The following is a 25,009-nucleotide window of genomic DNA, read 5'->3' on the forward strand; positions in this document are numbered from 1 at the left end:
ATGAGCGCCTCCAATGTCACGACCGGCGTGGAACGTAACGGCTTGGTCTCCGGCTCGTCGGGCGTTGCCACGTCGGCAAGACCCAGCTTTGCCGCAAGGGCGCGCTCACGCCGCCATCACGGGCCATCCCGGTTTTCCTGGCTGGTGCCGACCATCTACATCCTGCTTCTGCTCGTGCCGATCTACTGGCTTATCAATATGAGCTTCAAGACGAATGCGGAAATCGTCTCTTCCATGACGCTCTATCCGCATCAGCCGACGTTGCAGAACTACAGGACGATCTTCACCGATTCATCCTGGTATTCCGGCTATATCAATTCGATCATTTATGTCGTCATGAACATGGTGATCTCGGTGGCTGTCGCGCTGCCAGCGGCCTATGCCTTTTCGCGTTACCGTTTTCTCGGCGACAAGCACCTGTTCTTCTGGCTTTTGACCAACCGCATGGCGCCACCGGCGGTCTTTGCGCTGCCGTTCTTCCAGCTCTATTCCGCTTTCGGGCTGATCGACACGCATATTGCGGTGGCGCTCGCGCATTGCCTGTTCAACGTGCCGCTGGCGGTTTGGATTCTCGAAGGTTTCATGTCCGGCGTGCCGAAGGAAATCGACGAGACCGCCTACATTGACGGCTACTCCTTCCCGAAATTCTTCGTGAAGATCTTCATGCCGCTCATCGCTTCCGGCATCGGCGTCGCCTGCTTCTTCAGCTTCATGTTCTCGTGGGTCGAGCTTCTGATCGCCCGTACGCTGACGACGACGGACGCCAAGCCGATTGCCGCGACGATGACGCGCACCGTGTCTGCCGCCGGCATGGACTGGGGCCTGCTTGCCGCTGCCGGCGTGTTGACGCTGATACCCGGCGCTCTGGTGATCTGGTTCGTGCGCAATTACATCGCCAAAGGCTTTGCGCTGGGAAGGGTTTGACCATGACGAAGATGCCCGATTTTACCTGGATGGCGTGGACGTGGCAGACGGCGGCCTTTTTCGGCACCATCGCGGTTTTGCTGGTCGGCATGTGGTTCTGGGAACGTCTCTCGCCCGGCGGCAATCCCCGCTTCGGCCTGTTGCGCTTCGAAACGACGCGTGGTGACAGGCTGTTCATCTCGCTGCTTGGCAGCGCCTTCATTCATCTCGCATGGCTCGGGCTGGTCGGCCCGAACCTGTGGTGGGCTCTCGCTCTATCCGTGGTCTACGCCGTTGGCGTTTTCCGTTTTGTCTAGAGCAGGAAAAGATGCGGCGGAGGAAACCGCATCTCGCAGACTTCATGCAATCGCAACCCTTGGGAGGACTGATATGCGACGGCATCTGATGACGACGACGGCAGCCATGCTGCTGGCAATGACAGGTTCGGCTTTTGCCGGAATGGAGGAAGCAAAGCAGTTTCTGGACAAGGAAATCGGCGACATGTCGGCGCTTTCCCGTGCAGAGCAGGAAAAGGAAGTGCAATGGTTCATTGATGCCGCGAAGCCTTTCGCGGGCATGGAGATCAAGGTCGTATCCGAATCCCTGACCACGCATGAATATGAATCAAAGGTTCTGGCGCCTGCATTTACCGCCATTACCGGCATCAAGGTGACGCACGACCTTATCCAGGAAGGTGACGTTGTCGAAAAGATCCAGACACAGATGCAGACCGGCCAGAACCTTTACGATGGCTGGGTCAACGACAGCGACCTCATCGGCACCCATTGGCGTTACCAGCAGGTGCGCAACCTGACGGACTTCATGGCCAATGAAGGCAAGGATGTCACCAATCCCGGTCTCGACCTCAAGGACTTCATCGGCAGCGCGTTCACGACGGCACCGGACAAGAAGCTCTACCAGCTTCCCGACCAGCAGTTCGCGAACCTCTACTGGTTCCGTTACGACTGGTTCAACGACGACAAGAACAAAGCGGACTTCAAGGCCAAGTACGGCTACGACCTCGGCGTTCCCGTCAACTGGTCGGCCTATGAGGACATCGCCGAATTCTTCACCGGCCGCGACGTCGGCGGCAAGAAGGTCTTCGGCCATATGGACTACGGCAAGAAGGACCCCTCGCTCGGCTGGCGCTTCACCGATGCCTGGCTCTCCATGGCCGGCAATGGCGACAAGGGCCTGCCAAACGGCCTGCCGGTCGATGAATGGGGCATCAAGGTCAATGACAAGTCGCAGCCGGTCGGCTCCTGCGTGGCGCGCGGTGGTGATACCAATGGTCCCGCTTCGGTCTATTCCATCGAGAAATATCTCGAATGGCTGAAGAAATATGCGCCGCCGGAAGCGCAGGGCATGACCTTCTCCGAGTCAGGACCGGTGCCGGCACAGGGCAACATCGCCCAGCAGATCTTCTGGTACACGGCCTTTACTGCCGACATGGCCAAGCCCGGCCTGCCTGTGGTGAACGAGGACGGTTCGCCGAAATGGCGCGTCGCACCCTCGCCGCATGGCGTCTACTGGAAGGACGGCATGAAGCTCGGTTATCAGGATGTGGGTTCCTGGACGTTGATGAAATCCACGCCAGACGACCGCGCCAAGGCCGCATGGCTCTATGCGCAGTTCGTGACCTCAAAGACCGTGGATGTGAAGAAGAGCCATGTCGGTCTCACCTTCATTCGTGACAGCACCATCCATCACAAGAGCTTCACGGACCGGGCTTCCAAACTCGGTGGTCTTGTCGAGTTCTATCGCTCGCCGGCCCGCGTTCAGTGGTCGCCGACCGGCACCAACGTTCCTGATTATCCAAAGTTGGCGCAGCTCTGGTGGCAGGCAATCGGCGATGCGTCGTCGGGTGCCAAGACCGCACAGGCTGCCATGGACTCGCTCTGCGCTGAACAGGAAAAGGTCATGAGCCGCCTGGAACGTGCTGGCGTGCAGGGCGATATCGGCCCGAAGCTGGCGGAAGAGCATGATATCGAATACTGGAACAAGGACGCCGTTTCGAAGGGCAATCTCGCGCCGCAGCTGAAGATCGCCAACGAAAAGGAAAAGCCGGTCACCGTCAATTACGACGAACTGGTGAAAAGCTGGCAGAAGTGATGTCTGCATAAAATCTTAAATCGGGGCGGCTCTGCCGCCCCGTCATTGCGTTTGAAAGGGAGTGACATAATGGGCGGTTATATTCTGGCGATCGATCAGGGCACGACATCGACAAGGTCGATGGTCTTTGATCGCGACATGCGGGTCATCGGTGTCGGGCAGCGAGAATTTCCGCAGCATTTTCCTGCCTCCGGCTGGGTCGAACACGATGCCGAAGACATCTGGAAAAGTGTGCTTGAAACCATCCGACTTGCACTTGCCGATGCCGGCATCGCCGCAACCGATATAGAGGCGATAGGCATCACCAATCAGCGGGAAACGACGGTGCTGTGGGACCGCAACACCGGCGAAGCGGTGCACCGCGCCGTGGTCTGGCAGGATCGCCGTGCCGCCCCGGTCTGCGAGGATTTGAAAAGAAGGGGGCTGGAACCGCTCTTCTCTAAAAAGACCGGACTGCTGCTCGATCCATATTTTTCCGGCACGAAGCTGAAATGGCTCTTGGACAGCGTCGGCGGTCTTCGCGAAAGGGCGGGCAAGGGAGAAATCTGCTTCGGTACCGTCGACAGTTTCCTGATCTACCGTCTCACCGGCGGCCGCCGGCACGTGACCGACGCCACCAACGCCTCGCGAACGCTGATCTACAATATCGAAGACAATGTCTGGGATGATGAGCTCCTGTCCATCCTCGACATCCCCCGCGCCATGCTGCCGGAGGTTCTGGATTGCGCCGCCGATTTCGGCGTAACTGACAAGTCGCTTCTGGGCGCGGAAATTCCGATCCTCGGCGTTGCGGGCGACCAGCAGGCGGCGGTGATCGGCAATGCCTGCTTCGAGCCGGGCATGATGAAATCGACCTACGGCACCGGTTGCTTCGCACTTCTCAATACGGGCACAGACCGGGTGGCCTCCACAAACCGGCTGCTGACGACGATTGCTTATCGCCTCGGCGGCGTGACGACCTATGCGCTGGAAGGCTCTATCTTCATCGCCGGGGCGGCGGTGCAGTGGCTGCGTGACGAGCTTGGTTTCATCTCGGTTGCATCAGAAGTCAGCGCGCTTGCCGAAAAGGCCGATCCGAAACAGCGCGTTTATCTCGTGCCTGCCTTTACCGGTCTTGGCGCGCCTTATTGGGATGCCGAAGCGCGGGGTGCGATCTTCGGCCTCACACGCGGGACGGGCCCGGCGGAATTTGCCCGCGCGGCGCTCGAAAGCGTTGCCTATCAGACGTTCGATCTGCTGGATGCGATGCGCAAGGACTGGGCGGGTGACAATGGCAAGACGGTGCTGAGGGTCGACGGCGGCATGGTCGCCTCCGATTGGACGATGCAGCGGCTGGCGGATATTCTCGCCGCGCCCGTCGATAGACCGGTGTTTCTCGAGACGACAATCCTTGGTGCCGCCTGGCTTGCGGCCTCACGTGCCGGTATCTGGCCGGACCGCAAGGCCTTCGCCGACCATTGGCGGCGCGACCGCCGCTTCAGCCCCGAGATGGAAGAGAGCGAGCGGAAGAACGCCATCGCAGGCTGGCGCGACAGCGTCGGCCGTTGCCTCTCGAAACGGGACAATTAAGGCCGGTTACACGAAACTGCCGGGTGCGATGCTCTTGCTGTAAACGAGATCGGAAAGGGCGCGCACCAGCTCCGCCTCCGCGCCCTTGCTCGGTTGAAGCACAAATTCAACGTCTTCCAGCAGCGGCAGCACGCCTGCGGCAATCTCCTTCAGACCAGCCGGCGCCATGCTGCGCGGCTGCACCAGAATGCCCATGCCCGCCCTTGCTGCGGCGGTTAGTCCACTGAGACTGCCGCAGGTGCAGACGATCCGCCAGGCGAGACCGGCCCGGTCCAGTGCCTCCTGCGCCGCCCTCCGGGTGATGCTCGGCGGCGGAAAGGCAATCAGCGGGAGCGCATCCGGCTGGTTCAGCATCCGCTCAGGATCGCGCGCCAGCCAGACGAGCGGTTCGCGATAAAGGAAATGACCAAGCTTGTCGCCAAGACGACGCTTGGCCAACACCACGTCAAGTTCGCCATTGTCCTGCATCTGGTAAAGCACACCGCTCAGCGAGACCGTTAGTTCAAGGTCAACCAGCGGATAAAGCCGAATGAATTCCTCCAGAATGGTCGTAAGGCGACTGGCGACAAAATCTTCCGACACACCAAGCCGCAGCCGACCGCGCAGGCGGCTTTCGCTGAAGAGCGAAGAGACCTTGCTATCGATTTCAAGCATGTTGCGAGCGTAACCGAGTAATGCCTCACCCTCGCCGGTCAGTTTTACCTGATGGGTGTTGCGTGCGATCAATCGGCGGCCAAGGGAGGCTTCAAGCCTCTGAATATGCTGGCTGACAGTGGATTGGCCAATGCCGAGCCGTTCGGCAGCAAGGGTAAAACTGCCGGTTTGCTGGAGCATGACGAAACTGGCAAGATGTTGAAGGTTCAGCATTATCTCAAATCATGATAACTGTTAATCTTTGCATCCGAAATCATGATGAGCGATAGTGGCGCGCGTTTCAAGCAAAACCGCTGCCGGAAAGACCTCCCATGACCCGCTTCCTGCCCGACCGTTTCACCATGATGCTGGTGGCCACCGTAATTCTGGCTTCCATCCTGCCGATCAGCGGCGAGCCGGCAGAATATTTCGGGCTTGCGACAAAACTCGCGATCGCTCTGCTGTTCTTCCTGCACGGCGCGCGGCTTTCGCGGGATGTGGTGATTGCGGGCATCCTGCACTGGCGTCTGCATCTGGCGATCCTGCTCGTGACCTTCGGCCTTTTCCCGCTTCTCGGTGTGGCGATAGGCTTCATTCCCGAAAGCATCCTGCCGGCACCGCTCTATATGGGCGTGCTGTTTCTCTGTGTGCTGCCATCCACCGTGCAGTCATCCATCGCCTTCACGTCAATGGCGGGCGGAAACGTGCCGGCGGCGATTTGTTCAGCCTCGGCTTCGAATATTTTCGGCATGTTCCTGACGCCGTTGCTGGTTGGCCTGCTGTTCACGGTCGGCGGCCATGGCGGCGGATTTTCGCTGGATGCTTTCCTGCAAATCTTCCTGCAGCTGCTTCTGCCTTTCATCGTCGGTCAGGTCCTGCAGCCCTGGATTGGTGACTGGATAAGGGCGCGCAAGAAATTGCTTTCTCCGGTCGATCGCGGCTCCATCCTGATGGTCGTTTATCTCGCCTTTTCCGATGCGGTCATCGAGGGCATATGGCACACGTTTTCGCTCCGGGATATCGGTGTGGTCATCGTCATCAATATCCTGCTGCTGGCGCTTGTCCTATGTGTAACGATGTTCGGCAGCCGGCTATTGGGTTTTGACAAGGCCGATGAGATCACCATCACCTTCTGCGGCTCGAAAAAGAGCCTCGCCAGCGGCGTGCCCATGGCCGGCGCGATCTTCGCCGGCCAGAGCATCGGTGCCATCGTTTTACCGATCATGCTCTTTCATCAGATCCAGTTGATGGTCTGCGCTGTCCTTGCCCAGCGTTATGCCCGCAAGGCCCATGAAAAGGCAGCGATAGCCGAAGCGGCTGCGGCAGAAGGCGCCGCAGCCTCCGCTCGATAAAACGCGCTCCCGCCAACAAAAACGGCCCCTCAAGGGGGCCGTCTGTCTTGCATGTGGAATACTTAGTTAACCTGAGCCGGGGTAACCTGGGCTTCGATGGTCTTCGGCGCATCGGCGCTGTCGGACGAGATCGCAATGCGGCGCGGCTTCATGGCTTCCGGAATATTGCGAACGAGATCGATGTGAAGCAGGCCATTCTTCAGGGAAGCGGTCTGCACTTCTACGTGGTCGGCAAGCTGGAAGCGGCGTTCGAAGGCGCGCGTGGCGATGCCGCGATACAGAAATTCGCCTTCCGTCGTCTTCTCATCCGTGGCTTTCTCGGCTTTCACGGTCAGCGCATTGGCGCGGGATTCGATGCTGAGTTCATTTTCATCGAAACCGGCAACCGCCATGGTGATGCGATAGGTATTCTCACCGGTCCGCTCGATATTGTAGGGCGGATAGGACTGGGCCTGCTCAGGCTGGCCGAGGCCGTCAAGCATCGAAAAAAGACGGTCGAAGCCCACGGTGGAACGATAGAGAGGGGAAAAATCAACGTGACGCATGGTGTCCTCCTTAAGAAGCGACTGTTTGCGGTTAAGTCCGCCATCCCATTCTGGCGACGGTCGGACATTTGGCGCGGCCCCGCTTTGGCGACCGCATGAAGGAGATGGGAATGGCGTCGCGCGGCGTCAAGGGGTGGATGCAACATGAACCATGTCTGAACATCCGGTTCCGGCATCGTTCAGTTTGAGAGCCATAAAACTCCAGTCATCGGAGACATTCTCCGTGGACAGAAGCAATAACGTCCCTTCTTCTTCTGTCTTACTCGCCGGAACCGCGACTGCTTTAACCGACGGTTCCGGCAATTTTTTCTTTGACCTTCCCGCGCCGCCGACCTATCCGAAAAGAGTTGAAAAGCCGGAAAAAGACCGATGATCGAAGCCACATTGCGCGCCAGTGAAGACAATCCGGTTCCCGACAGCCATGTGGTTGGATATTTTTCTGGCCATGCCGGCAAACAGCTCCGCTATGCGATCTTTCGGACCCATCGTCATGTTGCCCGCGGAACGGTGGTTCTGCTGCATGGCAGAAACGAATGTATCGAAAAATATTTTGAAACAGTGGCCGGTCTGACGGCCATGGGCTTCTGGGTCGCGACGTTCGATACGCGCGGGCAGGGCGGTTCCGAACGGCTGCTCAAAAGGCCGGGTGCCGGGCACGTGCGGCGCTTTTCCGATTATCAGCACGACATCAGCCTTTTTCTGGAACAGGTGGTGCTTCCGGATACGAGGCTGCCGTTCTTCATGATTGCACATTCTACCGGCGCGCTTGCCGCGCTTGCCGCAGCGCCCGGGCTCGCGAACAGGATTGATCGGCTGGCGCTTTGTTCGCCCTTCATAGAACTCGACAGTCAGCAATCCGTCCCGTCATCCGTTATCCGGCTGGTCGCCACGGCTTTGAGCCTTGCCGGCCTGGGAAAAGTTCAGCTTGGCAGGGACCAGCGCGAACGGGATTTTGACGGCAATCCGCTAACCTCGGACGCAAAACGTTTCGCAAGGAATCTCTCGCTGCACAGGCAGTTTCCGGAACTGTTCATTGGCGCGCCAACGGCCCGCTGGGTCTATGAGGCATTGAAGACCATGGGCCGAGTGACCCGTCAGGATCATCTGACGAATATAACCATTCCTACCCTTATTCTGGCGCCCATGCTGGACACGATAACGCCCTATAAGGCGCAGGAAGAGCTGTCGCGCAATTTCCGGGCAGCGCAGCTTCTTCCCATCACCGGCGCGCGTCATGAACTGCTGCATGAGCGGGATGTTTTCCGCAAGCAGGCACTGGCCGCCATCGACGCGTTTTTCGCGCCGGAGTGATGGCCGCCTTGCAGGGCAGGTCTATAGTCTGGAGAGAATGGCAAGCGCCTGTTCGTGTACGGATCTGGAGCCGGCGGCCAGAATGCGGCCGCCATTTTCAGGACGTCCGCCATCCCATGTGGTGATGATGCCGCCGGCCTGCTTGATGACCGGAATAAGTGCGCCCACATCGTAGGGCTTCAGGCCGGATTCAATGACGAGATCGACATGACCCGCGGCCAGCAGGCAATAGGCGTAACAATCCACGCCGTAGCGGAAAAGGCGGACCTGATCCTGCACCTTTTCGTAGAAGGGCTTTTCCTCGGCGGTGAAAATATGAGGTGTTGTGGTAAAAAGTATTGCGTCCGATAACGAAGCGCAGTCACGCGTGCGGATGGTTCGTTCGCCCTCGGGTCCGAAATACCAGGCGGAGGTGCCGTCGGCAAAGTAACGCTCCCTGGTGAAGGGCTGGTCCATCATGCCCATCGTGGCGCGGCCGGCAGACTGGAAGCCGATCAGAGTTCCCCATACGGGCACGCCGGAAATGAAGGCGCGTGTGCCGTCAATGGGGTCGATGACCCAGACATGCTCGCGGTCGAGACCGACATTGCCATGTTCTTCCCCGAGGATGCCGTGCTGGGGAAAACGAGCCTCGATGAGCGCACGAATGGCGCTTTCGGCCGCTTGATCGCCTTCCGTCACCGGATCATAGCCGCCATCCTGCTTGTTGGTAACGGCAACGCCCGTGCGAAAGCGGGGAAGCGTTTCGGCGCTGGCCGCATCAGCGAGTTCGAAGAAGAAATTCCGGTCGGGCAGCATGCGAAACCTCATTGCGTGAATTGATGGCCTCAATTGTGTGGCGAAATGCATAGACCGGAATCACCTCCGCCGTCCACTCGTATGGTGACGAAGCCGCGGTTTCCATATTTTCGGCAAAAGCACAAAAAACATGCAAAAAATAAAATGATTGACAATTGTGCAATTACTGCGTAGCGTGATGCTACAGTCTTTGACTGTAAATACCCTCCTTGGGTGTTTCCTCCCTAGACTTGACCGCGCCAAGGCGCGGTTTTTTTTGCCCGGCGCACAGCCAGGCAAGGGGCGAACGATTTAATTGAGAAGCTTGGCTGTGCTATTCGGCGGCAAGCGAAGTTTCGATCGCATATTCCGACACGAAAGCCCCGAGCTGGCGCATGAATATTTCCAGCGAAGCCTGAATGGCGGGGAAATCGCCTTTCTTCAAAAGCGTTTTTTCATCGACATAAAGCGACCGGTTGACCTCTATCTGCAGCGCGTGAAGCGAGCGTATGGGACGGCCGTAATGTTCGGTAATGAAGCCGCCGGCATAGGGCTTGTTGCAGACGGCGACGAAGCCAAGTTCTTCGAGGAAATGTAGGGCCGCACGCGAGACTTCCTGGGAGGCGCTGGTGCCGTAGCGGTCGCCGATAATAATATCAGGTCTGAGGTTTGACCCGGTGACCCGGATATTACCGGGCATCGAATGACAATCGATCAGCACCGCCATGCCAAAATGTGCGTGCGTGCGGGACAGCAGGCGACGCAGACATGCGTGGTAGGGTTTGTAGATGGTCTCGATACGGGAGAGGGCTTCATCCACCGGCAGGCGATGGGCATAAATATCCATGTTTTCCGCAACGATACGCGGCACGGTTCCAAGGCCGCCTGCAACCCGCATGGAGCCGATATTGGCGTAGGGCGGCAAGGTGCCCTCGAACATGCGGGGATCGAGCTCATAGGGCTCTCGATTGACGTCGAGATAGGCGCGCGGAAAATTCGCTTTCAACAGCGGCGCGCCAATCTCTGGGGCGGCGCCGAAAAGCTCGTCGACGAAGTGGTCCTCGGAGCGACGGATGTCATGCGAATCGAGCCGCGCCGATTCTAGGAAGGAGATGGGATAGCAGCGGCCGCTATGGGGGGAATTATAGACGAATGGCAGGGTTTGAACGGCAGGTTCCGTTACTTCGAACAGCTCATATTCACCTGTTACCCAGTCCATTCAGGCCATTTACCATGTCGCAAACTATCAGGAGGTTCATGTTGCCAGTTACGGTGCGGCAAGTCCATACTGTCGCCCAAGTAGCGCTATACCGATTCACGTGTTCACAGGATATTTACCGTGAAAATCCTATAATCGCGCTAGGGTATTCCAAACATTGAGCAGTTACGGTCACTTAACCATGAATCAGAAAATTCTTCTCGCTGAAGACGATAACGATATGCGCCGCTTCCTCGTCAAGGCGCTGGAAAAAGCCGGTTACAAGGTTTCTTCCTTCGACAATGGCGCAAGCGCTTACGACCGGCTGCGCGAGGAGCCCTTTTCCCTTCTGCTCACCGATATCGTCATGCCCGAAATGGACGGTATCGAGCTTGCACGACGCGCGACCGAACTCGACCCGGACCTGAAAGTCATGTTCATCACCGGCTTTGCAGCGGTTGCGCTGAATGCCGATTCGAAGGCTCCGAAGGACGCCAAGGTGCTTTCCAAGCCGTTCCATCTGCGCGATCTGGTGGATGAGGTCAACAAACTCCTTGTGGCGTAAGGCCTCTCAAAAAACCTTCACAAAACCGAAAAAAAGCAGTTGACGCATGAACCGGTTTTGTGGTCTATCCGCCGCCACGGAGGGCGTGTAGCTCAGCGGGAGAGCACTACGTTGACATCGTAGGGGTCACAGGTTCAATCCCTGTCACGCCCACCATCCGAATTCATAAAAGGGTTTCTGAGCAGTCAGAAACCCATTTTTCGTTTCTCCTTCAGCCAAGCCCTTTTTCCTCGGAAGCGATTTCTGTCGCTGCTGGCTTTCTCCTGCGCATGAGCTTCAAGTCACTGCGGTGGCGGGGTATGTTTGCAATAAATTTCGAATTGAAAAATAAAATTCAATGCCGTTGACGTCTCCAGTTTTTCCAGCTATGCCATCAGTATGCAATAAATTACAGAGACTAAAATTTATTGCGCGACAAGTCATTATCCTTGGGAGGGGAATATGTTGGCTTTTCTGAAATCGACCGTCGCTGCGGGTGTATTGGCCGTGGCGCTTGCGGCTGGCGCCGGTTCGCCGGCCGCCGCCGCAGGCAAGTTTGCCTGTGAACCCGGCGAAACCTATGTGATGAATGTCATGGTTTCCAGCCATCCCTATTGGGTTCCGGTATTTGAAGGGTTCAAGCAGGCCGCCAAGGCGCTCGGCTGCGAAGCTGTTTTCACCGGCACGCCGGAATATGACATCACAAAGCAGATCGCGTCCTTCGAGCAGGAGCTGGTGAAGAAGCCGAAAGGCGTTCTCCTGCACCCGATGCAGGCCGATCCTTTCATCGAGCCGATCAACAAGGCGATCGCCTCAGGTGTATCCGTGACCACCTTCGCCGCCGATTCTCCGAAGTCGAAGCGCACCGCCTATATTACCTCGGACAATGTCGCAGAGGCGAAGTTTGCGGCTGACGAAATCGTCAAGAAGCTTGGTGAAAAAGGCGAATATGCCGTTCTGGAAAATCCGGGCCAAAGCAACCATGATCTGCGCGTTACCGCCCTCATAGACTATATGGGGCGGACTTATCCGCAGATGAAGCTCGTTGGCCGGCAAGCGACCAACCAGGATGCAAACGTCGCTTATCAGGCAACCGCCGCACTACTGCAGGCCAATCCCAATCTCGGTGCATTGTGGATCCCTGAGGCCGGTTCGGCTGAAGGTGCGACGACCGCCGTTCTCGAGGCAAAAAAGAAGGTCCTGATCCTGCATGCGGATATCACGCCGGCAACGCTGGAACACATCAAGCAGGGTAATATCTATATGGCCATCAATCCCAATCAGGGGGTTCAGGGCTTCATGGGTTTCATGAACACGTTTCTCGGTGCTCATTCGGACCTGATCGACCCGTTCAACGACTACAAGGTCTCCGGCTTCAACCCGATGCAGGTGCCTTCGATGGACAATGGTTTTGCCGTCATCACCAAGGCGAACGCCGCCTCCTTCGATCTCAACGAATATATGAAGGGGCGCTGAGGCGTCGATCTGGACCCGGCGAGGTTTACGCCTCGCCGGCCATGTGGAAAGCCGGTTCGGGAGGGCGTTATGGGTGAGGTCATCCTCAGCATGACGAATATTCATAAGGCATTCGGGCCCGTAAAGGCGCTGCGGAGTGCTGCACTTGACCTGCGGCGCGGCGAAATCCACGCGCTGGCCGGGGAAAACGGTGCCGGAAAGTCGACGCTGATGCATATCATTGACGGCATTCTGCAGCCCGATGGAGGGGAGATCCTGCTGGATGGCAAGCCGGTCAAGATATCCTCGCCTAATGTGGCGAACCGGCTCGGCATCGGTTTCGTGCATCAGGAGATCGCTCTTTGCCCTGATATTTCGGTTGCCGAAAACATGTTTATGTCAGAGACCGGTCGAAGCCGTTCCTGGTTCATGAATTACCGCGACCTGGAAAAGCGGGCGGCAGCAGTGCTGCGGGAGATCGGCGACATCGATCCCGCCAGCCGCGCGGGCGGCCTTTCGATTTCGCAGCAGCAGATCGTTGAGATTGCCAAGGCGTTGACGCTGGATTGCCGCATCCTGATCCTCGATGAGCCAACGGCAGCGCTGACAGAGACCGAAGCCCAGACACTTTTCCGGATCATGCACCGGCTGGCCGAGCGCGGCATTGCCATCATCTATATTTCGCATCGCATGGCGGAGATTTTCGAACATTGCGACCGCATCACCGTCATGCGCGACGGTTGCCATATCAGGACGGAGAATATTGCTGATATCTCCCCTGAGGAAGTCGTTAACAGCATGGTGGGACGGGTACTCGACAAGCTCTACCCGCCGAAGCTCTCGGATGATGAGAAGTCTGACGACGTCATTCTCTCTGTTCGGGGTCTGAATGAAGGAAAGCGCGTTTTCGATGTCGGTTTCGATCTGCATCGGGGTGAAATCCTGGGGTTGGCTGGACTGATCGGTGCGGGAAGAAGCGAGATCGCGCGGGCGGTCTGCCGGCTGGAGGGCAAGCCGACAGGCGAGGTTATGTTACGTGGCCGCCGGCTTGGCCTGAAAGACTATCGTGACAGCATCCGGGAAGGGATCGTTTATCTTTCCGAGGACCGCAAGGGGGATGGGCTGTTCCTGAACATGTCGATCGCCGCCAATGTCTCCGCGCTCGACATTGGCAGGATATCGAATGGCATGGGTTTCATCGAACGGCGCAAAGAGATGAAGCGCGCAGATGAGCTGGGGCGCCGGCTGAAACTGCGGGCGAACAGCGTCGGTGATTCCGTCTCGACCCTGAGCGGCGGCAACCAGCAGAAGGTGGCGCTGGCGAAGATGCTGTCGGTGGAACCGAAGGTCATCTTTCTGGATGAGCCGACACGGGGGGTGGATGTGGGTGCCAAGGCGGAAATCCACCGCCAGATCCGGGAACTGGCGCGTGAGGGGGTTGGCGTGGTCGTCATCTCCTCCGAACTGCCGGAACTCATCGGCGTCAGCGATCGTGTGCTTGTCGTGCGCGAGGGGCGCATCACCGGCGAGGTCGAGGGGGACGACATGACGGAGGAGAAGATCATGCAGCTCGCGTCGATCAATATTGTGCAGAATGCGGCGGAAGCCTGAGGGAGCGGGAAAATGGCAACATCGGAAACACCTTCAAGCCTTGCCGGGACGGCGGTTCGCCGGACAGCGTGGTGGGAGCCGGCGCTCAAGGCGCGGGAAACCGGGCTGATCGTAATCATTCTCGCGCTTTTTGCCGTGATGTCCTTCATCTCGCCGTACTTCCTGACCGTGGACAATCTGCGGGCCATGGCCATGGTCTTCGCTATCGAAAGCATCGTCGTGGTGGGCATGACGATTCTTCTGATCTCTGGTGGCATCGATCTTTCGGTGGGATCCGTTACGGCGCTCGCGATGGTGGCAGCCGGCTGGCTTTTCCTCAACGGCGTCGACCCCTGGGTGGCGGCGGGGTTGGCAATCTGCCTGACGACATTGGTCGGTATGGTCATGGGATTTCTGACCACGGTCATCGGTCTGCATCATTTCATCGTGTCGCTGGGCGTCATGGTCATTGCGCGCGGTGTTTGCCTGCTGGCGACCGGCGGGCGGCCGCTCGGGCTCTACTCCCTGCCGCCGGAATTCAAGTTCATCGGTCAGGGTGTGATTGGCGGCATTCCGCTGGTGCTGATCATATTTATGGTGGTGGTCGTTTCTTTCGATCTGCTGCTGCGGCGCACGACTGCTTTCCGCAAGGTTTTTTACACCGGCAGCAATCCCAAGGCCGCGGCCTATTCCGGCATCCGTGTCGGCCGCGTGGTCTTCGCCACCACAACGCTTTGTTCGATGCTTTGCGGTGTTGCAGGTGTTATCTACATGGCGCGCTTCGGTTCTGCCCAGCCAAGCTTCGGCATCGGCATGGAACTCAACGTCATTGCGGCCGCGGTCATCGGCGGCGCCAGCCTTTCGGGCGGTTCGGGTACGATTCTTGGCGCGATCCTGGGAGCCATCCTTCTCTCGGTGGTTTCCAGTCCGCTTGCCTTGCTCAATGTGTCTGTCTACTGGCAGGACATCATCAGGGGCAGCATCTTGCTGGCTGCGGTACTGTTCGACCACTATCTGGTCAGGCGCCGCCGTTGAGCGCCGTCCGCTCGCCCGAAGGTAACTGGAGAAAGACGATCATGCTGGATATCAAGGACGATTTCGATCAACAGAGGCAGATGTATTCCGTCCTGGTGCTGCATTTCATCGAAGGGGTGAAACAGTCCGAAATCGCCGAGCGGCTCAACCTTTCCCACACCAAGGTGAACCGCATGATCGCGGCCGGCCGCAAGGCGGGCATGGTGAAGATCAGCATCTCCAGTCCTTATCAGCGGCTTGTGGACCTTGAAAACGAGGTCACCCGCCGGTTTGGCCTTAAACAATCCGTCGTTACGCCAACGGTATCGGACAATCCGGAAACAGCCTTGCAAATGGTCGGGCGGGTGGCCGCAAACCATTTGCTGGAAACGATCCGCGACGGCGATGTGATCGCGATTACGGGCGGCAAGGCGGTGAGTGCGGTTGTCGACAATCTGCAGGCGGAGCGCCGTTTCGATGTGCGGGTAGTGCCGCTCACCGGCGGGGTGCAGGGCAAGCATTACACCGATGTCAATCATCTCGCCACGCAACTGGCGGAAAAACTTGGCGGCAGCGCCTCGCTGCTGCACGCACCGTTATTCGCCGAAGACGAGGAACAGCGCGATCTCCTCATGAATGTTGCATCGATCCGTGAGGTTTTCGACCTGGCGCGTCAGGCGCAGGTGGCGCTGGTCGGCATTGGTTCGGTGGAGGCGCCAGGCTCTGGCTATTACGATCTTCTGCCGGATGCCGCCCGTGGCGGACAGGCGCTGGTGGATGCCGGCATTGCCGGCGAGTTTCTCGCCCACCTCACCATGGCGGACGGGCAGCTTGCCCGGATCGATCTCAACTCGCGCGTGGTGGCGCTGGACCCCGGGCAGCTTGCCCGGTGCCCAAACATCATCGGTGTCGCAGCAGGCGCCATCAAGGCCGGCCCGGTGGCGGCCACGCTTGCCGGCCACTATCTGACCTCGCTGGTCGTGGATGAAGCGATAGCCGGCTACTTATTGGATCATGAAGGAGGGGAAACCTCGTGACGGACAACGCAATATTGACCCGGACGATAGGCAAAAGCGGTATCAACTCATCTGCCGTGGGGCTTGGAACCTGGGCCATCGGTGGCTGGATGTGGGGCGGCACCGACGAGCGGCAGTCCATAGCAGCCATCCAGGCCTCCATCGATGCGGGGATTTCCCTCATCGATACTGCGCCAGCCTATGGCATGGGGCTTGCCGAAACAATCGTTGGCAAGGCAATTGCCGGCAGACGCGACAAGGTGGTGCTGGTCACCAAATGCGGGCTTGTGTGGCATGTGAATGAGGGCGCTTATTTCTTCCATCAGGATGGCAAGCCGGTTCATCGTTATCTCGGCGCCGCATCCATCCGGTACGAGGTCGAAGAGAGCCTGAAACGGCTTGGGACAGATTATATCGACCACTACGTCACCCATTGGCAGGATGCCACGACGCCGATTGCCGAGACAGTCGGGGCTTTGGTGCGGCTGAAGGAAGAGGGGAAGATCCGTTCGATCGGGGCAAGCAACGTCTCGCAGGCCGATCTGGAAGCCTATATCGCCACCGGGGCGCTGGATGCCATTCAGGAAGAATATTCCATGGTAAAGCGCGATATCGAGACGACGCTCCTACCCGTTTGCCGGGGGAATGCCGTCTCGGTTCTCAGCTATTCGTCGCTGGCGCTCGGTCTCCTCTCGGGCAAGGTCGGGCCGGAGCGGGTTTTTGCGGAAGATGACCAGCGCCATGGCAATCCGCGGTTCAGCCAGGCCAACCGTGAAAAGATCGCGCGTTTGATGGGCGTGCTGAAACCGGTGGCGGCCGCCCATTCCGCCTCAGTGGCACAGGTGGTGATTGCCTGGACGATTGCCCAGCCGGGTATAACATTCTCGCTGTGTGGCGCACGCGATCCGGCTCAGGCGGTTGAAAACGCCGCCGCCGCGCGTCTTCGCCTCACAGAGAGTGAGTTGGCGCTCATCAGCACTGGTATCGCGGAGCATCTCGTGGGTCTCGATACCTGATTATGTAGCTGGAACGGGGTTTCAGGCGCACATCGCATAATTTCGTTCCCTTTCTCACGTCGCTTAACGTTCAACAACATTGGGACGCTGGTCATCGCCAGCGAACGGTATTCCTATGCCCAGTTTTCGCGAGGACGCTCTCCATCGCATCCGGCAAGACGGTGATTTCGACGCCGTGGTCATCGGCGGCGGTATCAATGGCATCGCCGCCTATCGTGATCTTGCCCTGCAGGGGCTGAGAGTTCTTCTGGTCGAGCGCAGCGATTTTTCCTCGGGCTGCAGCGCTGCTCCCTCGCGGATGATCCATGGCGGCCTGCGTTATCTAGAAAACGGCGAATTCGGCCTGGTGGCCGAATCCCTGCGGGAGCGCGATGCACTTCTGAGGCTCGCACCGCATATGGTTCGGCCGCTGCCGACCACGATCCCGATTTTTTCGACTTTCAGCGGCCTGTTCAATGCGGCAGCAACCTTTGCCGGCTCCGGTGGGAAACCCGCAAGCCGGGGCGCGCTCGCCATCAAGGCGGGTCTGATGCTCTATGATTTCGTCACTCGCAAAAACCGCATCCTGCCCCGTCACGTCTTTCGCGGCGCGGCCGATACTTTGCAGCATTGGCCGGATCTGACACCGGAGATCAGATATTCCGCCACCTATTACGATGCTTGGATAAGCCAGCCCGAACGGCTTGCTCTGGAGCTTCTGATCGACAGCCAGTCGGATGCGCCGCAAAGCGTTGCACTGAACTATGCCGAACTCGTCCGTGTGGGCGATGAATATGGTCTGCGGACGGAGGAAGCGGACGAAATCCTGCCGATACGGCCCCGGATCATCATCAATGCAACGGGAGCCTGGATCGACGAGACGATCGACGTATTGGCCGATGGCCCGGCGTCGGACAGGGCAAAACCCACCGTTTCAGGCACCAAGGGATCGCATCTGATCCTTGCCAATGAGGAACTTCTCAAGGCGCTGAACGGCCACATGATTTTCTTTGAAAACACGGACAACCGGGTCTGCATCCTCTTCCCTTATCTCGACCGGGTTCTTGCGGGATCGACCGATATCAAGGTGGATCGGCCCGAGCGGGTGCGCTGCGAGCCCGAGGAACGGGGCTACATTCTGGACGCGATCCGGCAGGTCTTTCCGCAGATTGCCATCGATCGCTCCGACATCGTCTTCAGTTTCAGCGGTATACGCCCATTGCCGCGAAGCGATGCCGCCTTCACCGGGAAAATATCCCGCAGCCATTTCATCCACCGCGTTGCGGGTGATCCGCCGCAGCTCTGCATGATCGGCGGCAAGTGGACCACTTTCAGAGCTTTTGGCGAACAGGTGACCGACGAGGTTCTGGCCTTTCTTGGACGAAAGCGACTGACCGGCACCATGGACCGCGCAATCGGCGGCGGCAGGAATTTTCCGGCCGGTGCAGGCGGCCTGCCTGCCTTGTTGTCGGAGGAGTTTTCGATTGCCGAAGACCGGGCGGAGCATCTGGCCCTGGCTTACGGCTCCCGCGCGTTTGAGCTGATGGGTTTTTGCCGGGATCGTTCGGATGACGTGCGGCTTTCAGAAAAATCGCCGATCACGGCAGCGGAAGTGGTCTGGCTCATCCGTTGCGAACAGGTGCGGCACCTGACCGATCTCGTCCTGCGTCGCACGACGCTCGCCATCACCGGCGTCATCGATGCCGATCTGATCGACGCGATGCTCGCCGTCGCAGCGCGCGAGTTGGGCTGGCTGCCAAATCAGGCGTCAGCGGAACGTCAGCGGCTCATTCACGAGCTGGAGACCTTTTACGGGGTCACGCCGGCAATGCTTCAACACAGATGCAAGGAGAATGCATGATGATGCGGATTTCGAAGAAGGCGCGCATGAACAGGCTGTTCCGCAATGGCGGCTGTCTGGATGTGGCCATCGATCACGGGGTTTGTAACGAGCCGAGCTTCCTCGTCGGGCTGGAGGATATGTCGCAGACCGTGGACCGGCTGGTAGAGGCTCGCCCCGACGCCATCCAGATGGCCTACGGCCAGGCAGACCTGCTGCAGCAGCGGCCGGAGCGCGACAAGCCGGCGCTCGTCATGCGCATCGACATGGGCAACCCCTATAACTCAACACGCCACAGGACCATGTGGTCGCAGCTTCAGAATTCTCATGACCCGATCATCGGCGCGCTGGAAATGGATGCCGCCTGCGTCGTCGTGAACCTGTTCATGCTGCCCGACGAACCTGAGCTCTTTCGTCAATGTGTTGAAAACATCAGCCGCGTGCGCGCCGATTGCCATCGTTTCGGGATGCCGCTGATGATCGAACCTTTGGTCATGCTGCCGAATGATGTGCGCGGCGGTTATCAGGTGGATGGCGATGCCGAAAAAATCGTTACGCTGGTTCGTCTTGCCTCGGAAATGGGAGCCGATATCATCAAGGCCGATCCGACCAGTAACCCGCAGGACTTTCACAGGGTGATCGAGGCGGCGCGGTGCCCGGTGCTGGTGCGGGGCGGGGGGCGTGAGGACTTGCGCAATGTATTGGCGAAATCGGCGGCTCTGGTGGCCGAAGGTGCAAACGGCATGGTTTACGGGCGCAATATTTACCAGCAGGACAATCCCAAGGCCGTTGTTGCGGCGTTGATGGCCATCATCCATCAGGGTGCGGGTGGTGAGGAAGCATGGGATATCTATAATCGTGGCTGACAAAAATCACATATTGGGTCTGGATGTCGGCAACACGGTCATCAAGGCCGTGCTGTTCGACACGGCGGGCCGACAGGTTGCGCAACACGCGATCGACGGACAGTCGACATTCCCGCAGCCCGGCTATGTCGAGCGCGATCTCGAGGAATTGTGGCGCAACGGTTGCGAGGCGATCCGGCAGCTTCTGGTAAAAGCGGCTGTCGATCCTCGCAGCATCCTCGCGGTAGGCTGCGCCGGCCATGGCAATGGTCTTTATCTTCTAGACAAGAAACAACAGCCCCTGATCGGCATCCAGTCGCTCGACAGCCGCGCCGCCGATGTGGCGGCCGAGCTTGACGGGAAAAGCGGAGCGCAATTGCAGGCCCGCTGCCTGCAGCGGCCATGGCCTGCGCAAACCCCGAGCCTTTTGGCTTGGGTGAAGCGACATGCACCCGATCTTTACGCCCGGACCGGCACGGTGTTGTTCTGCAAGGATTTCGTCAATTTCCGCCTGACGGGCCTCCTTGCCAATGATATTTCCGATCTCAGCGGCGCGGGACTTTTGGCTTTGCCGGAAGCGCGACTCGACCGCGAGCTTCTGTCTCTTTACGATATCGAGGACGCGTTCGCGTTTTTCCCCCATCGCGTGGAATCGGCCGACATCGTCGGCCAGGTGACGGGCGAGGCTGCGGGTATGACGGGGCTATCCGAAGGCACACCCGTCATCGGCGGTTTCTTCGATGTGGTCTCCAGCGCCATGGGGTCGGGCGTCATCAATGCCGGGGAAGCTTCGATCATCGCCGGCACCTGGAGCATCAACCAGGTTTTCGCAGACAGGCCGGTCATCAGTCCCGATGTCTTCATGGTTACGACCTTTGGCCGCAACCGCTATGTCAATATCGAATCCAGCGCCACCTCCGCCGCCAATCTCGAATGGTACGTGCATCGTGTTCGCGGTGACCACGGCGACCACGCCTTCGAGCGCTGCAACGAATTGGTCGGCTCCGTTACCCCGCGCGCCGACGATCCGTTCTTCCATCCGTTCATTTTCGGCTCGCGGCTGGGTGCGGAATTTCGCGGCGGCTTTTACGGCCTCGCGGGATGGCATGGTGAAGGGCACATGTTACGCGCCCTGTTCGAGGGTGTGTGTTTTGAGCATCGCCGCCACATCGGCGTCTTGCGCGAAGCGGGCTTGCCGGTGGAAAGCGCCGTGATGTCCGGCGGCGGTTCCCGCAGCCAGCATTGGCCGCAGATCATGGCTGATGTCCTGGAAATTCCGCTGCGTGTCGCGGAGGCCCGCGAGACAGGTGCGCTCGGTGCTGCCATTGGTGCGGCCGTGGCGATTGGACTTTATCCCGATTATGAGGAGGCGGTTTCGGCGATGACACGGGTTGCGAATGCCTACCAGCCGGATGCTGCGCAAGTCTCGCATTATGCGCGGCGTTATGGTCTTTATGCGGAGTTGACCGCGCAGTTGCGTGGCTTCTGGAGCGCCTTGCGGCTGGCGCGAACCTGAAAGTGCACCACGTGCAGACGATCAACCGGGCCGCCGCCGGACAAAGCGTTGCTCCAAGACCTCGCTTCCCCATTGGCTGCCCGGATATTCCTCGACGCATGTAAAACCATGGGTCTCGTAAAGGTGGCGTGCGGTCGAGAGACCGTTGAATGTCCAGAGATGGGTTGCGGCGAAGCCATTTTTGTCGACAAAGGCCAGTGCTGTTTCGAGCAGTCTGCGTCCGACACCGCTGCCGCGCACACCGTCGTCGACAATAAACCAGCGCAGATGCGCAATATCCGCTCCGAGATCTTCGCCGTCGATCGCGATGGAGCCGATGATTTGCTGGCTGCGCATTGCAAGCCAGATCGCGTTCTTCGGACTGTCCAGCCGGTTGCAAAAAGCCGCGAGGCCCTCTGCTACAACGGATTCGAAACGCTGGCCGAAGCCGGATGTCCGGGCGTAATAAAGCGCATGCATCTGTGTGATGCGAGCGATGAGCCCTGGCCTGTAGCCTTCGATGACCTCGACGGCGGGAGCCGCGACATCGCCCCTGTCTCCCAGCGCATCGGCATAAAGGCGTAGCCCTTCCAGAACCGTGAGAGCTTGCGCCGGGCCGATCCGTGTTAAGGCGCTCGATACCTGCCAATTTGCGAAGGCGTGAATGGTTCCCACCCTATTGTGCCCGGGTTTGGTCAGGCGGAGCCGTTTGATTCGGCTATCGTCGATATCCGTCTCCTCCAGGAGGTCTCCTGAAAGGACGAGTTTGCGAAGCATTCGGCTGACGCTCGATTTCTCCAGCCTGAGCAACTTCGCCAGATCCCGAGCTGTGATGCCCGGGCACGCCTCGATCTCGATCAGCGCGTGCACGGCGGAGGGCGGCAGATCAGTGCCGGCAAAATCTCCTCCCATAAAGCCGAGTTCGCGAACAAGCCGCCGCGAGATGGAGCGGATATCGTGTATGGGAAGGGGCTGTTCAGGCATGGTTAATCCAATATGGTTGCATCATGCAACCATATGCACATGCGGAACGGTCTGCCAAGGCCATCTCGGCATAAGGACTGGCTTTCTTGGCAAATATTGGCGATCCTCCTTCCATGCACCGATAAAGCGTCTCTTGGCCGCACCAGGGAGGTCAATAATCCGGTCAGGGAGCAGATATGCCCGATACGCCCCGCTTTTTCCGTTATGCCGTTTTGGTTGCGATGTTCCCCGTCGCCGCCCTCGGGCTTGTGGGAACGCCAAATGAATATCGCGCCGTCGGTATCGAGGCTATCGATTGCGACGGCCCCCTATCGGTTCTTGTCGCTGCTATGCCGGCGTTTTTGGCCTATGCCGTCATCGGCTGGCTGTTTCTGTCTGGCGCCAGGCGCCATCGTTCGCTGATTTCCGGTGGCATTTGCGTGCTGGTATCCCTGGCGCTCACCTGGAACATCGGTCTTGCGCTTCAAGAACATCAACGAAACGCGGCTGAAATGGTCTGCGGTGGCAGTGGCAGGCTTTGACCTGCCCTGAGATCGTGGAACGCTTCCCTAGTCCCGGAACCGAAGGTTGCGGCGGGTCAACTGCTCGACAGTTGTGCAGCCCATCAGCTTCATGCCGCGCTCGATTTCGATACGCATTGTTTCCAAGGCCCTCTCGACCCCCGCCTGGCCTGCAGCGGCAAGCGGGAAAAGATAATAGCGGCCAAGCCCCACGGCTTTTGCCCCCAGAGACAGGGCTTTTAGTACATGGGTGCCACGCTGAATGCCGCCATCCATCATCACGTCAATCCGGTCACCGACCGCATCGACGATCTCGGCCAGCTGGTCGAAAGCGCTGCGGGAACCATCAAGCTGGCGGCCGCCATGATTGGAGAGCACGATGCCGCTGCAGCCGATCTCGACGGCACGCCGGGCGTCGTCCACCGACATGATGCCTTTCAGGCAAAAAGGTCCGCCCCATTCGCGCACCATCTGCTCCACGTCCTCCCAATTCATGGAAGGATCGAGCATTTCGGTGAAATAGCGGCTGATGGAGAGCGCTCCACCGTCCATCTTGATGTGATCGTCGAGTTGCGGCAGGCTGAAGCGCTCATGGGTCAGATAATTGATGCCCCATGCCGGCTTCATGGCAAATTGCGCAATGCCGGAAAGATTGAGCTTGAAGGGAATGGCAAAGCCGGTGCGCTTGTCGCGCTCGCGGTTTCCGCCGGTGATGCTGTCCACCGTCAGCATCATGGTTTCCACACCGGCGCTTTTTGCGCGCGCCATCATATCGCGGTTGAGGCCACGGTCCTTGTGGAAATAAAACTGATAGACCTGCGGCCCGCCGCTGATCCGGCGCGCTTCCTCCAGACTTGTGGTGCCTAGAGAGGACACGCCGAACATCGTGCCGAATTTGCCGGCCGCCGCAGCAACCGCCCGTTCTCCCTGATGGTGAAAGAGGCGCTGAAGTGCCGTCGGGGAACAATAGACCGGCATTGACAGCTTCTGCCCCATGACGGTGACAGACATATCCACATCGGCAACGCCGCGCAGCACGTCCGGAACCAGATCGCATTTTTCGAAGGCGGCCGTGTTTCGTCGATACGTCACCTCGTCATCGGCAGCGCCGTCGATGTAGTTGAAGATCGGTCCGGGAAGACGCTGTTTGGCCATGCGGCGAAAATCGTGGAAATTATAGCAGTCTTTGAGTTGCATCTGTTGCCCGACCGGTCAGCTTTGAAAGCTCGAAAAAGATCGAGTGAACCTATACCGGGTCTCAGGGGCGGGCAATTGCGTCCGGGGCGAATTTTGCAGTTCTCAGGCGGTTAGCGATCCCGGCGACCTAGGTCCTCGAGACGGCATGCAGCGCCTTGCCGGTATCAAGAAAGCTCGCAATGTTGGCGATTGTCGTGACCGCAATGTTTGTGAGTGCTTCCTGTGTGAAGAAACCCTGATGACCGGTTACCAGAACATTGGGAAAGGTCAACAACCGCGCGAAAACGTCATCGCGCAACACGTCATTGGACAGATCCTCGAAAAAGAGATCGGCTTCCTCCTCGTAGACGTCAATGCCGAGGGAACCGATTGTGCCGTCTTTCAATCCGGCAATCGCGGCCTGCGTGTCGATGATGGCGCCGCGGCTGGTATTGATGAGCATTACGCCCTTTTTCAGCAGCGGCAGCGTTTCGCTACGAATGAGATGGCGGGTCTCCGGTGTCAGCGGGCACATCAGTGTGAGTACGTCCGACGCGCGGAACAGCTCCTCTCGCGTGACATAGGTCATGCCCAGCGCCACGCAATCCGGATTCTGGCGGATATCGTGGCCGAGCAGACGGCAGCCGAAGCCGGCCGCGATACGCGTGAAGATCGCTCCGATCTTTCCCGTCCCCACAACACCAACCGTCTTCCCGTGAAGATCGAAGCCAAGCAGCCCGTCAAGTGCGAAATTTCCCTCGCGAACGCGATTATAGGCGCGGTGAATCTTGCGGTTGAGCGACAGGATGAGCGCCATGGTGTGTTCCGCCACCGCATAAGGCGAATAGGCCGGCACGCGCGCAATGGTGAGGCCGAGCTTTTCGGCGGCCTGAAGGTCCACCTGATTGAACCCGGCGCATCGCAGGGCGACAAGTCGCACACCCATTGCCGCAAGTTTCTCGAGCACCGGTCCGGACAGGTCGTCATTGACGAAGGCACAGATCGCCATCGCTCCCTCCGCCAACGCCACCGTTTCGGCAGACAGGCGCGCTTCGCAATATTGCATCTTCATGCCAGGGTGGGCGGCAGCGTCAAGGAACTGCCGGTCGTAGGGCTTGGCGCTGTAAACCACGATCCGCATCTGCTTCTCCAGTC

At 58.8% G+C, this 25,009-nt stretch carries 24 protein-coding genes and 1 tRNA gene; 18 read left to right on the plus strand and 7 right to left on the minus strand.

Annotated elements, in window-relative coordinates; genetic code table 11:
• The 4 genes from ACZ47E_RS13980 (at position 1) to glpK (ending at position 4,584) form a co-directional block, all read left to right on the plus strand.
• Positions 1-924 carry a carbohydrate ABC transporter permease gene (locus ACZ47E_RS13980; protein ID WP_022563296.1) on the plus strand — a complete coding sequence of 308 codons (924 nt, stop codon included), beginning with the start codon at positions 1-3 and terminating at the stop codon, positions 922-924.
• 2 nt (positions 925-926) lie between these two features.
• A complete protein-coding gene (locus ACZ47E_RS13985) occupies positions 927-1,220 on the plus strand; it encodes a DUF2160 domain-containing protein (RefSeq protein WP_004437276.1) in 294 nt (97 codons plus the stop codon).
• Between the two features lie 73 nt (positions 1,221-1,293).
• Complete coding sequence (locus tag ACZ47E_RS13990; RefSeq protein ID WP_004437278.1) at positions 1,294-3,015, plus strand: ABC transporter substrate-binding protein; 1,722 nt, start codon at positions 1,294-1,296, stop codon at positions 3,013-3,015.
• A 69-nt stretch (positions 3,016-3,084) separates the two neighbouring features.
• Entirely contained in the window at positions 3,085-4,584 is a 1,500-nt protein-coding gene (gene glpK, locus ACZ47E_RS13995; protein ID WP_022563297.1) for a glycerol kinase GlpK, read from the plus strand.
• Between the two features lie 6 nt (positions 4,585-4,590).
• Here the strand turns inward: glpK and ACZ47E_RS14000 are convergent, their stop codons facing one another.
• On the minus strand, positions 4,591-5,451 hold the full coding sequence (locus ACZ47E_RS14000; RefSeq protein ID WP_022563298.1) for a LysR family transcriptional regulator: 861 nt from the start codon (positions 5,449-5,451) through the stop codon (positions 4,591-4,593).
• A 98-nt stretch (positions 5,452-5,549) separates the two neighbouring features.
• Here ACZ47E_RS14000 and ACZ47E_RS14005 point away from each other — a divergent pair, with 98 nt between their 5' ends.
• On the plus strand, positions 5,550-6,569 hold the full coding sequence (locus tag ACZ47E_RS14005) for a bile acid:sodium symporter family protein (RefSeq protein ID WP_022563300.1): 1,020 nt from the start codon (positions 5,550-5,552) through the stop codon (positions 6,567-6,569).
• A 62-nt stretch (positions 6,570-6,631) separates the two neighbouring features.
• On the opposite strand, the gene hspL is transcribed toward ACZ47E_RS14005, so the two are convergent.
• The gene (gene hspL / locus ACZ47E_RS14010) at positions 6,632-7,114 is read right to left on the minus strand and encodes a heat shock protein HspL (RefSeq protein ID WP_004437287.1); all 483 of its coding nucleotides are present in this window, start codon (positions 7,112-7,114) and stop codon (positions 6,632-6,634) included.
• 151 nt (positions 7,115-7,265) lie between these two features.
• On the opposite strand from hspL, the gene ACZ47E_RS14015 reads away from it, so the two are divergent.
• On the plus strand, positions 7,266-7,487 hold the full coding sequence (locus ACZ47E_RS14015) for a hypothetical protein (RefSeq protein WP_162696208.1): 222 nt from the start codon (positions 7,266-7,268) through the stop codon (positions 7,485-7,487).
• Positions 7,484-8,425 carry an alpha/beta fold hydrolase gene (locus ACZ47E_RS14020; RefSeq protein ID WP_022563302.1) on the plus strand — a complete coding sequence of 314 codons (942 nt, stop codon included), beginning with the start codon at positions 7,484-7,486 and terminating at the stop codon, positions 8,423-8,425. Before ACZ47E_RS14015 ends, ACZ47E_RS14020 begins: the two co-directional genes overlap by 4 nt.
• Positions 8,426-8,446: 21 nt before the next feature.
• Here the strand turns inward: ACZ47E_RS14020 and hisN are convergent, their stop codons facing one another.
• Positions 8,447-9,223 (minus strand): histidinol-phosphatase, encoded by a 777-nt coding sequence (hisN, locus tag ACZ47E_RS14025; protein ID WP_022563303.1) that lies wholly within the window; start codon positions 9,221-9,223, stop codon positions 8,447-8,449.
• Between the two features lie 313 nt (positions 9,224-9,536).
• The gene (locus tag ACZ47E_RS14030) at positions 9,537-10,421 is read right to left on the minus strand and encodes an N-formylglutamate amidohydrolase (protein ID WP_022563305.1); all 885 of its coding nucleotides are present in this window, start codon (positions 10,419-10,421) and stop codon (positions 9,537-9,539) included.
• A gap of 181 nt (positions 10,422-10,602) precedes the next feature.
• Here ACZ47E_RS14030 and cpdR point away from each other — a divergent pair, with 181 nt between their 5' ends.
• From cpdR to ACZ47E_RS14080, 10 genes are all read left to right on the plus strand, one after another.
• Entirely contained in the window at positions 10,603-10,965 is a 363-nt protein-coding gene (gene cpdR, locus ACZ47E_RS14035) for a cell cycle two-component system response regulator CpdR (RefSeq protein ID WP_003497910.1), read from the plus strand.
• 81 nt (positions 10,966-11,046) lie between these two features.
• Positions 11,047-11,121: transfer RNA gene (locus tag ACZ47E_RS14040), tRNA-Val, on the plus strand.
• 285 nt (positions 11,122-11,406) lie between these two features.
• Positions 11,407-12,420, plus strand: a complete 1,014-nt coding sequence (locus ACZ47E_RS14045) for a substrate-binding domain-containing protein (RefSeq protein WP_004437310.1) — start codon at positions 11,407-11,409, stop codon at positions 12,418-12,420.
• A 69-nt stretch (positions 12,421-12,489) separates the two neighbouring features.
• The gene (locus ACZ47E_RS14050; RefSeq protein WP_022563306.1) at positions 12,490-14,010 is read left to right on the plus strand and encodes a sugar ABC transporter ATP-binding protein; all 1,521 of its coding nucleotides are present in this window, start codon (positions 12,490-12,492) and stop codon (positions 14,008-14,010) included.
• A gap of 12 nt (positions 14,011-14,022) precedes the next feature.
• A complete protein-coding gene (locus ACZ47E_RS14055; protein WP_464016997.1) occupies positions 14,023-15,024 on the plus strand; it encodes an ABC transporter permease in 1,002 nt (333 codons plus the stop codon).
• Positions 15,025-15,065: 41 nt separating this feature from the next.
• Positions 15,066-16,040 (plus strand): sugar-binding transcriptional regulator, encoded by a 975-nt coding sequence (locus ACZ47E_RS14060; RefSeq protein WP_022563307.1) that lies wholly within the window; start codon positions 15,066-15,068, stop codon positions 16,038-16,040.
• On the plus strand, positions 16,037-17,035 hold the full coding sequence (locus tag ACZ47E_RS14065) for an aldo/keto reductase (protein ID WP_022563308.1): 999 nt from the start codon (positions 16,037-16,039) through the stop codon (positions 17,033-17,035). Before ACZ47E_RS14060 ends, ACZ47E_RS14065 begins: the two co-directional genes overlap by 4 nt.
• 115 nt (positions 17,036-17,150) lie before the next feature.
• Positions 17,151-18,875: a glycerol-3-phosphate dehydrogenase/oxidase gene (locus ACZ47E_RS14070; RefSeq protein ID WP_022563309.1), complete on the plus strand. Its 1,725-nt coding sequence runs from the start codon at positions 17,151-17,153 to the stop codon at positions 18,873-18,875.
• A 2-nt stretch (positions 18,876-18,877) separates the two neighbouring features.
• Positions 18,878-19,720 (plus strand): class I fructose-bisphosphate aldolase, encoded by an 843-nt coding sequence (locus ACZ47E_RS14075; RefSeq protein WP_048902973.1) that lies wholly within the window; start codon positions 18,878-18,880, stop codon positions 19,718-19,720.
• Positions 19,713-21,215, plus strand: a complete 1,503-nt coding sequence (locus tag ACZ47E_RS14080; RefSeq protein ID WP_022563311.1) for an FGGY-family carbohydrate kinase — start codon at positions 19,713-19,715, stop codon at positions 21,213-21,215. The genes ACZ47E_RS14075 and ACZ47E_RS14080 overlap by 8 nt, the downstream gene beginning before the upstream one ends.
• 21 nt (positions 21,216-21,236) lie before the next feature.
• On the opposite strand, the gene ACZ47E_RS14085 is transcribed toward ACZ47E_RS14080, so the two are convergent.
• On the minus strand, positions 21,237-22,178 hold the full coding sequence (locus ACZ47E_RS14085; RefSeq protein ID WP_022563312.1) for a bifunctional helix-turn-helix transcriptional regulator/GNAT family N-acetyltransferase: 942 nt from the start codon (positions 22,176-22,178) through the stop codon (positions 21,237-21,239).
• A 176-nt stretch (positions 22,179-22,354) separates the two neighbouring features.
• Between ACZ47E_RS14085 and ACZ47E_RS14090 the strand changes: the two genes are divergently transcribed.
• Positions 22,355-22,699: a hypothetical protein gene (locus ACZ47E_RS14090; RefSeq protein WP_022563313.1), complete on the plus strand. Its 345-nt coding sequence runs from the start codon at positions 22,355-22,357 to the stop codon at positions 22,697-22,699.
• A gap of 27 nt (positions 22,700-22,726) precedes the next feature.
• Here ACZ47E_RS14090 and ACZ47E_RS14095 read toward each other — a convergent pair whose 3' ends face one another.
• Positions 22,727-23,875 (minus strand): alpha-hydroxy acid oxidase, encoded by a 1,149-nt coding sequence (locus ACZ47E_RS14095; RefSeq protein ID WP_022563314.1) that lies wholly within the window; start codon positions 23,873-23,875, stop codon positions 22,727-22,729.
• 127 nt (positions 23,876-24,002) lie between these two features.
• On the minus strand, positions 24,003-24,995 hold the full coding sequence (locus tag ACZ47E_RS14100; RefSeq protein ID WP_022563315.1) for a 2-hydroxyacid dehydrogenase: 993 nt from the start codon (positions 24,993-24,995) through the stop codon (positions 24,003-24,005).
• Positions 24,996-25,009 lie beyond the last annotated feature (14 nt).

The organism is Agrobacterium sp. 5Ca39 (assembly GCF_055382365.1).

What these genes read in the sequence shown, in the direction of transcription:
- ACZ47E_RS14100 (WP_022563315.1), bottom strand. Translation starts at nt 24,995, where the DNA reads ATGCGGATCGTGGTTTACAGCGCCAAGCCCTACGACCGGCAGTTCCTT.
- hisN (WP_022563303.1), bottom strand. Translation starts at nt 9,223, where the DNA reads ATGCTGCCCGACCGGAATTTCTTCTTCGAACTCGCTGATGCGGCCAGC.
- glpK (WP_022563297.1), top strand. Translation starts at nt 3,085, where the DNA reads ATGGGCGGTTATATTCTGGCGATCGATCAGGGCACGACATCGACAAGG.
- ACZ47E_RS13990 (WP_004437278.1), top strand. Translation starts at nt 1,294, where the DNA reads ATGCGACGGCATCTGATGACGACGACGGCAGCCATGCTGCTGGCAATG.
- hspL (WP_004437287.1), bottom strand. Translation starts at nt 7,114, where the DNA reads ATGCGTCACGTTGATTTTTCCCCTCTCTATCGTTCCACCGTGGGCTTC.
- ACZ47E_RS14085 (WP_022563312.1), bottom strand. Translation starts at nt 22,178, where the DNA reads ATGCCTGAACAGCCCCTTCCCATACACGATATCCGCTCCATCTCGCGG.
- ACZ47E_RS14005 (WP_022563300.1), top strand. Translation starts at nt 5,550, where the DNA reads ATGACCCGCTTCCTGCCCGACCGTTTCACCATGATGCTGGTGGCCACC.
- ACZ47E_RS14055 (WP_464016997.1), top strand. Translation starts at nt 14,023, where the DNA reads ATGGCAACATCGGAAACACCTTCAAGCCTTGCCGGGACGGCGGTTCGC.
- ACZ47E_RS14070 (WP_022563309.1), top strand. Translation starts at nt 17,151, where the DNA reads ATGCCCAGTTTTCGCGAGGACGCTCTCCATCGCATCCGGCAAGACGGT.
- ACZ47E_RS14050 (WP_022563306.1), top strand. Translation starts at nt 12,490, where the DNA reads ATGGGTGAGGTCATCCTCAGCATGACGAATATTCATAAGGCATTCGGG.
- ACZ47E_RS14045 (WP_004437310.1), top strand. Translation starts at nt 11,407, where the DNA reads ATGTTGGCTTTTCTGAAATCGACCGTCGCTGCGGGTGTATTGGCCGTG.
- ACZ47E_RS13985 (WP_004437276.1), top strand. Translation starts at nt 927, where the DNA reads ATGACGAAGATGCCCGATTTTACCTGGATGGCGTGGACGTGGCAGACG.
- cpdR (WP_003497910.1), top strand. Translation starts at nt 10,603, where the DNA reads ATGAATCAGAAAATTCTTCTCGCTGAAGACGATAACGATATGCGCCGC.
- ACZ47E_RS14090 (WP_022563313.1), top strand. Translation starts at nt 22,355, where the DNA reads ATGCCCGATACGCCCCGCTTTTTCCGTTATGCCGTTTTGGTTGCGATG.
- ACZ47E_RS13980 (WP_022563296.1), top strand. Translation starts at nt 1, where the DNA reads ATGAGCGCCTCCAATGTCACGACCGGCGTGGAACGTAACGGCTTGGTC.
- ACZ47E_RS14030 (WP_022563305.1), bottom strand. Translation starts at nt 10,421, where the DNA reads ATGGACTGGGTAACAGGTGAATATGAGCTGTTCGAAGTAACGGAACCT.
- ACZ47E_RS14095 (WP_022563314.1), bottom strand. Translation starts at nt 23,875, where the DNA reads ATGCAACTCAAAGACTGCTATAATTTCCACGATTTTCGCCGCATGGCC.
- ACZ47E_RS14060 (WP_022563307.1), top strand. Translation starts at nt 15,066, where the DNA reads ATGCTGGATATCAAGGACGATTTCGATCAACAGAGGCAGATGTATTCC.
- ACZ47E_RS14075 (WP_048902973.1), top strand. Translation starts at nt 18,878, where the DNA reads ATGCGGATTTCGAAGAAGGCGCGCATGAACAGGCTGTTCCGCAATGGC.
- ACZ47E_RS14020 (WP_022563302.1), top strand. Translation starts at nt 7,484, where the DNA reads ATGATCGAAGCCACATTGCGCGCCAGTGAAGACAATCCGGTTCCCGAC.
- ACZ47E_RS14000 (WP_022563298.1), bottom strand. Translation starts at nt 5,451, where the DNA reads ATGCTGAACCTTCAACATCTTGCCAGTTTCGTCATGCTCCAGCAAACC.
- ACZ47E_RS14015 (WP_162696208.1), top strand. Translation starts at nt 7,266, where the DNA reads ATGTCTGAACATCCGGTTCCGGCATCGTTCAGTTTGAGAGCCATAAAA.